This is a genomic window from Devosia sp. (genome assembly GCF_017307565.1).
Lineage (GTDB): Bacteria > Pseudomonadota > Alphaproteobacteria > Rhizobiales > Devosiaceae > Devosia.
The window spans coordinates 1-8557 of record NZ_JAFKHD010000209.1; the positions used below are offsets into that span (position 1 = coordinate 1).

Sequence of the window (8557 nt, forward strand, 5' to 3'; positions counted from 1 at the left end):
GTTCCCTTCCACCCCGCAGAAGCGGGTCATGAAATCGGCAAAGGCCACCACGCCAGCGAGGTATTCCTCGACGCTGACGCGTTCTTCGAACGTGTGGCAGTTGCTGCTATCGCCCGGGGCGCAATAGACCGCCGGGATATCGAGGCCGTTCACGAAGAACGGCGTTTCCGACCAGAAGGGCGCCCCCTCGGCGCCGCCCCGGCCGGGCATGGCTTGCCCCACCGCATCGCCCAGCATGGCGAGCGCGGGATGGTTCGGATCGATCTCCGCCGCCGTACCGCCGAGGGCATGGTCGCGGCCGGCGGGATAGGCGATGTCGACGGTGATCTCTGGATCGGCAATGGCGCCGCGAATGACGGCTTCGAGTTCGGCCGCCGCGGCATCGAGGCTTTCGCCGGGCAGCAGTTTGCGGATCAAGGACAGCGTGCAACGCTCGGGCACGGCAATGAAGCCGCCGCCATTGAGCGTGGTGATCAGCAGGAAGCCGCGGCCGACCAGCTTGTGCTCGGCTCGCGCCGAAATCTCGTCGGAATGCGCCCAGAGGGCTGACATGACGGCGTGGCTAGCCTTGAGCGCATCGCGGCCAAGCTCGGGCACGCCGAAATAGGCGGATTTGCCGGTGATGGTGATATCGGCAATGAAAAAGCCGATCTGCGCGGCGTAGACCGCGAGCTTGGTCGGCTCGGTATAGACAACAAAATCGGGCTTCGGCAGCACACCCGAAGCGATCCGCGCGGCATGAGCCTTGATCCCGGCGGACACCCCCGTCCCCGGCTCGCCGCTTTCCTCATCGCCGACAAAGGCAAAATCAACATCACCCTTGAGCTTGATGCCGGCCCGATCGAGGAGGCTCAGCGCCGCCAGAGTGGTGCAGATGCCGGCCTTGAGATCGCCCGAACCCCGGCCCCAGATTTCACCGTCGATAACCGGCGCACCGAACGGGTCTTCGCGCTGATCACCCGCCCAATGCTCGCGCCAGCCTTCGACATGGACGGTATCGGTGTGCCCGATAAAGAGCAGGCGCCTGCCCTCTCCACTACCCTGCCGCGTACCCCAGACATTGGGGCGGCCAGGGAGAAAATCTGCTGTCTCGACATTGCCGATGCCCCGCGCCCGCATCTGGTCCGCGAGATAGGAAACGAAATTGGCTTCGTTGCCGGTGACGCTATTGCGGCCGATGGCGCCGCGCAGCAGCGCAATGGCATCATCCGCATCGAGAGCAGCCCGCAATTGATTGGCCAGCGCGGTCATTTCAGCGCCTCCCGCATGGAGGCGGCATTGGCCGGCGGCAGGGAGATGCGGGATTCCGGCGCATCTGCACCAAAAAGGGTGTTGTGCAGATGGCTCAACCCGATAGCCGTGGCGCCGACAAGCGCAGCGTGGTCACCCAACTCGCTGGCTTCCACCTCGACAGGATAGGGGAAGCAGGCCGGCAGAACGCCGATCACCCGCGCCACCAGTTCCTTGCGGCTGCCAATGGAGCCACCAAGGATGACTTTGTCCGGATTGGTGATCGCCGCGATGGCACCGATCCCCCGGGCCAAGAGGCGCGCCGTCTCGTCGAGCACTGCGGCGGCATGAGCCTCGCCGGTATTGGCCTTTTCAAAGATCGCCGGGACCGTCGCATCGACACCGGCAAGCGCGCGATAGCGAGCGACTATGCCGTAGGAAGCGGTCAGCCGCTCGAATGCGCCGGCGCGGAGAGATTCCGGCTCAAAGGGGTCGGCACCGAACGGCAGGAAACCGAGTTCGCCGGCCGCATTGGCGGCGCCGCGCACAAGCTGGCCATTGACCATCAGCCCACTGCCAACACCGGTGCCGAGCGCGATATAGGCGAGATTGTCGAGCCCCTGCCCCACGCCGAGCCAGCTTTCGCCCAACACTGCGAGATTGACGTCGTTCTCGAGCATGACATCGCAGCCGAGCACTTTTTCCAGCGCCGAGGACACGTCCATCGTATCGAAGCGGGCGATATTGGGCGCCAGCAGCACCCTGCCGGTTTTCGCCTGCGGCGCACCTGGCACACCAACGACGGCAATGCGCAGCTTGTCGAGCGTCACCCCGCCCTGATCTGCCACCTGCCGGATGAGGCGACCGATCTGCGCGATGATGGCGTCGCCACCCTCGGGATGGGTCGGCTCCATAGTTTCGGCAATCACATGCGAGGAAAGATCGCAGATGGCGACGCGCACCTTCGTGCCGCCGAGATCGACCGCACCGATATAGGCCGCCGAGGGAATGATCTCATAGGTCACCGCCGTACGGCCTACATGACCGCTGGTGCGACCAGTCTCGCGCACCCAACCCTCATCCTCCAGCTGGCGCATCACTTCGGAAATGGTCTGCTTGGACAGCCCCGTCTGCTTGGCGATGGACGCCCGCGAGATCGGACCATTCTGAACAATGGCCTCCATAACGGAGCGCAGGGAGAACTGACGGGAGATACGGACGGCTTGGCTCATGCGACGCCTATTAGTTCGGTCTGGTGACGAACTAATATCCATTTCGAATTTGAGTCAAGCGAGGGACGAACACAACCACGATGAAGTAGGAGGACGCCCCGCGCCTATCCCTCTGAGAGCGCCGGATAAGAAAAGTTTGCATAGTCAATTTTGATTATGCTAGAAATGTCTATCCCGTGGAGGAACGGGATGTGACTAGGGAGGTTTTCTTGTCGCTTAGACCTACACCCCATGGCCGGGGCGCGCTTTCGCTCGGCCGTCTTTTTGCCGGCACCGCCTTCACCGCCCTCGCCATGACCGGGTTCACGACCCAGCTGGCCCGCGCCGCTGGCGATCTTCCAGAGAACGTGATCGTTTCCCAGGAACAGTGCGACCGCAACAAGGCTGCAGGAACGATCACATATATTTCCGGCTACGGCTACTCGGCCAGCGCCGGCCAGGTCGATGTTTTCCTCGCCAAGGAACTGGGTTATTTCGACGCCCTGTGCCTCAACGTCGAGATCAATGCCGCCGGTGGCAATGGCCAGTTGCTCGTGTCGTCGGGCCAGGCTCAGTTCACCGCCCTCGGCTCCGCTTCGGACGTGATGCTGGCCGCCGCCAATAGCCGCAACCTGACCGCCGTTGCTACCTATGGCAGCACCTCGCCCTTCTCGATCTTTGCCAATGAAGCTGTAAAGAGCCTAAAGGATCTCGAAGGCAAGCGCCTCGGCTACTTCATCAACATCACCCCGATCGCTCTCGCCATGCTCGACGCCGCCGGCGTCGACGTGTCCAAGGTCGAGCTGATCAAGATGACCAATTACGACCCCACGGTCGTGACCCGTGGCCAGGTCGATGCCATCGTTGGCTATGCCTCGAACCAGCCCCAGACGCTCAAGGCCATGGGCCTGCCGTTCAGCGAATTCCTGCCGTCCGACCTCGGCCTGCCGGGCACCTACAACGTCATGGAAGTGAACAGCAAATTCCTGGCCGAGCACCGGGAAGCTGCCGCCGACTTCATGCGCGCCAGCCTCAAGGCCCTCGATTTCTGCCTCACCGAGGAAGAAAAGTGCATCGACATGATCAGCCAGCTCGCTGCTGACAACAATCAGGGCTCGGCCTTCCCGCGCGACCAGCAGGCCCGCACCTGGGGCACCGAATCCCAATGGGTACGTTCGAGCACCTTTGGCCCGCCGGGCGTGCAGACCGTCGCCGGCTGGCAGAGCGAATATGAGATGGCCCAGAAATTTGGCGGCCTGAAGAACCCGCCGGCCATCGAAACCATGATGGATGCCGATCTGGTGGCTTCGCTCTACCAGGACGGCAAGCTGATCTGGCCGGAGAAGTGAACGGGCCTATGTCTGCCAATACCCAAAGAGCAGTTGACCAGCACCCCGGCGAGGCCGGGGTGCAAGTCAGCAACATCACCAAGAGTTTCGGACCAGACGAGGCGCGGGTAACCGTTCTCAACGGCGTCTCGCTCACCATTCGCAAGGGCGAGTTCGTCTCGCTGATCGGCCCATCCGGTTGCGGCAAATCCACCCTGCTCAAGGTGGTGGCGGGCCTTTCCGATGCCGATGGCGGCAGTGTTTCCATCAATGGGAAATCGGTGGCCGAAGCGGCGCGCCGCAAGGCGATCGGCCTCGTGCCGCAATCGCCGGCGCTCCTCCCCTGGCGCACCATTCTCGACAATGTCAGCCTGCCCATCAAGATCAACCCGGCGGCCAATGCCGGCCGCACGCTGCGCGATCCCAAGGAAATCCTGACCAGTTTCGGCCTCGGCAAGGCCATGGACCGCTACCCCGCCCAGCTTTCGGGCGGCATGCAGCAGCGCGCCGCCATTGCCCGCGCCTTCGTGTTCGATCCCGATATCCTGCTCATGGACGAGCCGTTTTCCGCGCTCGACGAAATGAACCGCGATCAGCAGCGCATGGGCCTGCTCGACTTCTGGCAGTCGAACCAGAAATCAGTGCTCTTCGTCACCCATTCGGTGCCCGAGGCCATCATGCTCTCCGACCGGATCGTGCTGATGGCAGCCCACCCCGGCCGCATCGCCGAGATCATCGATGTCGACCTGCCCCGGCCGCGCAATGAAGCCCTTTATGCCACCGACGCCTTCCGCGATCTCGAAGGCTATGTCCGCAATGCCCTGCGCAAGGTGATGGAGGCGGCCCATGTCTGACGCAATGACCGCAAACCCCGTGCAAACCCGCAAGACGGCCTCGCCCGTCGCGCGTCTCGTCGGCAGCTGGCTGCCGCCGGCCGTGACCTTCGTCATCGTGGCCGTGCTCTGGCAAGTCGTGGCGCTCAACAATCCCTATGTGCTGCCGACGCTCGAATCCGTGGGCAACAGCATGGCCAGCGACCCGCACATGTATTGGGCGAACATGCTGGTGACGTGCCAGGAAATCGTCATCGGCGCCGGTGCCGGCATTCTCTTCGGCTTTCTCCTCGCCGTCGCCATGTCCGAATTGCCGATCATCGAAAAGGCGGTGATGCCGCTGATCGTGGTGATCATGGTCACCCCTGTCGTTGCCATCGCCCCGGCCCTCGTCGTCGCCTTCGGCTTCGGCATGCTGCCCAAATATATCGTCACCGGGCTCGTGGTGTTCTTCCCCATGCTGGTCAACTCGCTCGCAGGGCTCCGCGATGTCGACCAGAAGGCGCTCGATGTGTTCAAGACGCTTCACGCCAGCCGCTGGGAAACGTTTCGCGACTTAAGACTCCCCGGCTGCATGCCGTTCGTGTTTGCCGGCCTGCGCATCGCCATGCCGCTCGCCGTCGTCGGTGCCGCCGTTGCCGAATTCGTGGCGGCCGGTCAGCAGGCGGGTCTCGGTTCGCTGGTCACTATCTCGGCCGCGCAGGCCAACCTGCCGGTTACCTGGGCGAGCATTGCCCTTCTCTGCCTTCTCGGCGTGGTGCTGGTGTCGCTGCTGGCACTCCTGCGCAAGCGTGTCCTCTGGTGGAGCGACGCGGATGTGATCGGGCGCTAAGGCGCCCGACACCCCCATACAATTACGAAAGACATTACGATGAAGAAGCTGCGCTTTGGGCTGTTTGAAAACGCCCAGACCAATGACTCCGGCACGTCCACCTGGCGCCACCCCGACAGCGAGCGGCACAATTTCGATACGCTCGATTATTGGGTCGACGTCGCCAAGATGTGCGAAGAGGCCAAGCTCGATTTCCTCTTCCTCGCCGACGCCTGGGGCTGGGCCGATGTGAAGGGCAAGCGTCCCGATATCTGCGATACCGAAGGCCTCGACCTGCCCCGTCTCGACCCGGCAATCGTCGGGGCGGCGTTGCTGGCTTCCACCGACAAGCTCGGCATCGTCATGACCGGTTCGACCCTGCTCGAACAGCCCTATGCCTTTGCCCGCCGCATGCAGAGCCTCGATCACCTCTCAAAGGGCCGCATCGGCTGGAACGTGGTGACGACCGGTACGGCCGAAACCGCCGTAGCCGCCTTCGGCGTACCCATGGTCGCTCATGACGAGCGCTACAACATGGCCGACGACTTCATGGAGCTGGTCTACAAGCTCTTCGAAGGCGCCTGGGAGCATGACGCGCTCGAACGCAACAAGTCCGGCCGCTATGCCAATCCGGACAAGGTACACCGCATTTCGCACGAGGGGCCCTATTTCCGCTCGAACGGTTTCGGCAACGCCTCCTACTCGCCCCAGGGCACACCCGTTCTGTTCCAGGCAGGCTCGTCCGACCGCGGCAAGCAGTTCGGCGGCAAGCACGGCGAGTGCATTTTCCTCGGCGGCGGCACGGCCGAAAAGCTGGCGGCCCAGGTCAAGTCGATCCGCGATGAAGCCGTTGCCAATGGCCGCGATCCCAACTCGATCAAGCTGATGAGCGCCTTCTCCTGCGTCGTCGCACCGACCAAGGAAGAAGCCCGCCAAAAGCATCAGGAAATCCTCGACGCGCAGACCCCGGAAGTGGCTGTCGCCTCCTATGCCTGGTTCACCGGCCTCGACCTTGCCTCCTACGATCCGGCAACCAAGATGAGCGCGCTGCACACCGAGCTGTCGCAGACCCAGATCGCCCGCTTCGGCGACAAGACCGTGGGCGAAGTGCTCAAGGACTGGCATGCCCATGGCGTGCGCACCAACCCCTTCGTTGGCACACCCGAAGAGATCGCCGACATCATGTGCGACCTCGCCGAAAAGACCGATCTCGACGGCTTCCTCTTCACCCCGCTGATCCAGCCGACCTCGACCCGCGACTTCATCGAGCAGGTCATGCCGATCCTGCGCGCCCGCGGCGTTGCCGCTTCGGACTATGAAGGTGACACCCTGCGCGAGCGCCTCGTCGGCACGCCGACACCGATGCTCGGGAATGATCACCCGGGCGCCAGCTACCGCAAGTTCTGAAAGTAAAACCGCCGGGGCAAAACCCCGGCGGAACTGTTTCAGGTGGGATCGACGCGCGAACCGGCGTCACCAGCAAAGACATAATTGCCCGCCACCACGCGCTCATAGAGCCCCTTGGCCCATTCCTGCTCAGCGCGGAGACGTACCGTGGAAAGCTCGAAAATCTCGCGCACATAGGCAGGCGTCGTGCTGGATTTGGCGACATCGGCAATGTCAAAGCCGTTGCTCGCGATTTTGGCGTCGATCTCGGCAATGCGGAATTTCAGCGCCGCCACCACTTCTGAGCGACTCAGGAGAAACATGAACGATGTCAGCGCCATGACCGGCTTGGTATCGAAGGTCTCGACGGTCCAGAGAGTCTGCCGCAGGAGGCGCATCAGCTCCACCACACCCAGCGGCGTCGTCTGATAGGTCGTGCGCTCCGGCCGATTGCCCGAAGCTTCCGTGCCGGCTTCCTCGATATAGCCGTCCTGCTTGAGGGATTTCAGTGCGTTGTAGATCGAGCCGGGCTGGATATTGGCCCACTCATCGACATGCCAGGTCATCAGCTCGCGCCGCAGAAAATAGCCATGTACCGGCTCGAACTGCCGCACGGCGCCGAGGACCACAAGGCGGGTGATATTGGACATGTTTCGACGACTCCCCCACGGCAAAATCCTTGTCATTCCCTAGCAAATGACATAGCTTCATTTCAAATAATCAAAATTGACTATTCAAGGAGGAAATCTTGAACCCTGCGGAAGCGACACTGGCCCTGAGGCGCGCCTTTTCGCTATTCCCCACAGGTGTCGTCGCCATGTGCGGGCACAATGGCGAAGAGCCGGTGGGCATGGCGGTCAATTCGTTCAGTTCCGTTTCCTTGGAACCGCCGCTGGTCTCGGTCTGCATCGCGCGCCAGTCGAGCACCTGGCCCAAGCTTAACGCCTTGCCGCGGGTCGGCCTCAGCATTCTTGGCGCCGATCAGGAGCCGCTCTCGCGCCAACTCGCCTCGCGCAATGGCGACCGTTTCCAGAACATCGCTCTCGAAGCCGGTGAGGAGACCGCCCGCTTCATTCCCGGCGCCACGCTCTGGCTCGATTGCACCATTGCCGATCGCCTCTCCGGTGGCGACCACGAGATCATTCTCTTTGAGGTGAAAAACACCTCGCTCTTCCCCGATATCCGCCCCCTCGTTTTCCACCAGAGCCAATATCTTGGACTTTCCCGGGCATCTTGATTCCATCCCCGGCCTGCTTGGCATCAGGCTGGCCGGGACCGTCGTCCACGGCGACAAGCGCGGGCGCAAGCTCGGTTTCCCCACCGCCAACATCGCCTCGCCGCCGGGCACCGAACTGCCACCGGACGGGGTCTATTCCTGTCTCGTCAGCATTGCCGGGCGCCCTGCCCTCTTCGGCGCCACGGCCAGCATCGGCAATAACCCAACCTTTGACGACGTGTTCGAACGGCGGGTCGAAATCTACATCCACGACTTCGATGACCAGCTCTATGGGCAGGAGATCGCCATCTGCCTCCTGAGCCAGTTGCGCGAAATGCGCCGCTTTTCCGGCCTCGAAGACCTCATCGGCCAGACCGCCGCCGATGTCGAACGCTCCCGAACCCTGCTCCGTGACCTCGGCCTCATCTGCATGGCCGTCGCCCTGAGCCCGGCCGCTCGCCTCGCCGCCGGCGAATGACCTTGCCCCTTGCGGGCAGATTGGTCATTGATAGCGGCATGTCGAAGGCGAACGCGCTGTGCGG

General features: G+C 62.9%; 9 protein-coding genes. 6 read left to right on the forward strand and 3 right to left on the reverse strand.

Annotated elements, in window-relative coordinates; all coding sequences use genetic code 11:
- Positions 1–1251, reverse strand: a 1251-nt coding sequence (locus J0I64_RS06620; protein ID WP_291406809.1) for a M20/M25/M40 family metallo-hydrolase, incomplete at its 3' end; no start/stop codon positions are given.
- Entirely contained in the window at positions 1248–2462 is a 1215-nt protein-coding gene (locus tag J0I64_RS06625; RefSeq protein ID WP_291406810.1) for an ROK family transcriptional regulator, read from the reverse strand. The genes J0I64_RS06620 and J0I64_RS06625, both read right to left, overlap by 4 nt.
- A 209-nt stretch (positions 2463–2671) precedes the next feature.
- Between J0I64_RS06625 and J0I64_RS06630 the strand changes: the two genes are divergently transcribed.
- The 4 genes from J0I64_RS06630 to J0I64_RS06645 are packed head-to-tail and all read left to right on the forward strand — an operon-like array spanning position 2672 to position 6820.
- Entirely contained in the window at positions 2672–3790 is a 1119-nt protein-coding gene (locus tag J0I64_RS06630) for an ABC transporter substrate-binding protein (RefSeq protein ID WP_291406811.1), read from the forward strand.
- An 8-nt stretch (positions 3791–3798) separates the two neighbouring features.
- Positions 3799–4623 carry an ABC transporter ATP-binding protein gene (locus J0I64_RS06635; RefSeq protein ID WP_291406812.1) on the forward strand — a complete coding sequence of 275 codons (825 nt, stop codon included), beginning with the start codon at positions 3799–3801 and terminating at the stop codon, positions 4621–4623.
- Positions 4616–5434 carry an ABC transporter permease gene (locus J0I64_RS06640; RefSeq protein ID WP_291406813.1) on the forward strand — a complete coding sequence of 273 codons (819 nt, stop codon included), beginning with the start codon at positions 4616–4618 and terminating at the stop codon, positions 5432–5434. The genes J0I64_RS06635 and J0I64_RS06640 overlap by 8 nt, the downstream gene beginning before the upstream one ends.
- A gap of 39 nt (positions 5435–5473) precedes the next feature.
- The gene (locus J0I64_RS06645; RefSeq protein ID WP_291406814.1) at positions 5474–6820 is read left to right on the forward strand and encodes an NtaA/DmoA family FMN-dependent monooxygenase; all 1347 of its coding nucleotides are present in this window, start codon (positions 5474–5476) and stop codon (positions 6818–6820) included.
- A 38-nt stretch (positions 6821–6858) separates the two neighbouring features.
- On the opposite strand, the gene J0I64_RS06650 is transcribed toward J0I64_RS06645, so the two are convergent.
- A complete protein-coding gene (locus tag J0I64_RS06650; protein ID WP_291406815.1) occupies positions 6859–7449 on the reverse strand; it encodes a PadR family transcriptional regulator in 591 nt (196 codons plus the stop codon).
- Between the two features lie 98 nt (positions 7450–7547).
- Between J0I64_RS06650 and J0I64_RS06655 the strand changes: the two genes are divergently transcribed.
- Both J0I64_RS06655 and J0I64_RS06660 read left to right on the forward strand, forming a co-directional pair.
- A complete protein-coding gene (locus J0I64_RS06655) occupies positions 7548–8036 on the forward strand; it encodes a flavin reductase family protein (protein WP_291406816.1) in 489 nt (162 codons plus the stop codon).
- Entirely contained in the window at positions 8014–8493 is a 480-nt protein-coding gene (locus tag J0I64_RS06660; protein WP_291406817.1) for a riboflavin kinase, read from the forward strand. Before J0I64_RS06655 ends, J0I64_RS06660 begins: the two co-directional genes overlap by 23 nt.
- The last annotated feature ends 64 nt before the right edge of the window (positions 8494–8557 follow it).

Bases quoted from the DNA above. Each gene is read 5' to 3' on its own strand.
- J0I64_RS06625 (WP_291406810.1), bottom strand. From the start codon at position 2,462: ATGAGCCAAGCCGTCCGTATCTCCCGTCAGTTCTCCCTGCGCTCCGTT.
- J0I64_RS06635 (WP_291406812.1), top strand. From the start codon at position 3,799: ATGTCTGCCAATACCCAAAGAGCAGTTGACCAGCACCCCGGCGAGGCC.
- J0I64_RS06640 (WP_291406813.1), top strand. From the start codon at position 4,616: ATGTCTGACGCAATGACCGCAAACCCCGTGCAAACCCGCAAGACGGCC.
- J0I64_RS06645 (WP_291406814.1), top strand. From the start codon at position 5,474: ATGAAGAAGCTGCGCTTTGGGCTGTTTGAAAACGCCCAGACCAATGAC.
- J0I64_RS06650 (WP_291406815.1), bottom strand. From the start codon at position 7,449: ATGTCCAATATCACCCGCCTTGTGGTCCTCGGCGCCGTGCGGCAGTTC.